We start from the raw sequence: 610 nt of genomic DNA, 5'->3' as shown, positions 1-610 counted from the left end.
GTCGTCCGTCCGGCGCGCGCCGGACGGACGACAGGGGCGTCGGCGTCAGAAGGTGGTCGGTGCGCCGGCCGTCTTGCAGGCGGCGTTGATGTCCTTGCTGGCCTTCTCCATGGCGGGGTTGTCGGCGGCGGTGCCCGGGTCGGCGGCTGAGCCCGCCTTGGCGGCCTCCGCGGCGAACTCCTTCAGGGCGGTGGCCGCCTTGCCGTCGCCGGCGGTCCCGGCGAGCTGGGTCACCCGGTCACCGAGCTCGGTCAGGATCGCGCCGGTCTGCTTCGTCAGGTCGTCGCCCGACTGCACGGCGGTCATGAGATTCGCCCGCATGTCCTTGTTGATCTTCTCTGCGGCGGTGCAGAGTTCCTTGTCGCTCACGGCGGCGGCCGCCGACGGCGAGGGGGCTGCCGACGAGGGGGTGGCGGAGGCCGAGGTGGCCGCCGGCCCGGCCGTGGTCGAGGGCTTCTCGTCGCCGCACGCGGCGAGCCCCAGCACGGCACAGGTCAGGAGGATCGGCAAGATCCGATTGGTTTTCACGCCTGCGCACGCTAGTCGACAGCCGTCGTCGATCAAACTCGGTTTGCCCCGGGATGCGCGGGCGGGCGGCATTCGCGCCGCC

Annotated in this window: 1 protein-coding gene; it reads right to left on the bottom strand. The window is 72.5% G+C overall.

Annotated features, from left to right (window positions below; genetic code table 11):
- Nucleotides 1-45 precede the first annotated feature (45 nt).
- On the bottom strand, nucleotides 46-610 hold a 565-nt coding region (locus KBX39_RS32545; RefSeq protein ID WP_247660832.1), incomplete at its 5' end, for a hypothetical protein.

The organism is Micromonospora sp. D75, from assembly GCF_018070405.1.
Taxonomy (GTDB): domain Bacteria; phylum Actinomycetota; class Actinomycetes; order Mycobacteriales; family Micromonosporaceae; genus Micromonospora; species Micromonospora chalcea.
The sequence above is the reverse complement of the archived record's forward strand: the minus strand, read 5'-3'. Positions and strand labels throughout refer to the sequence as shown.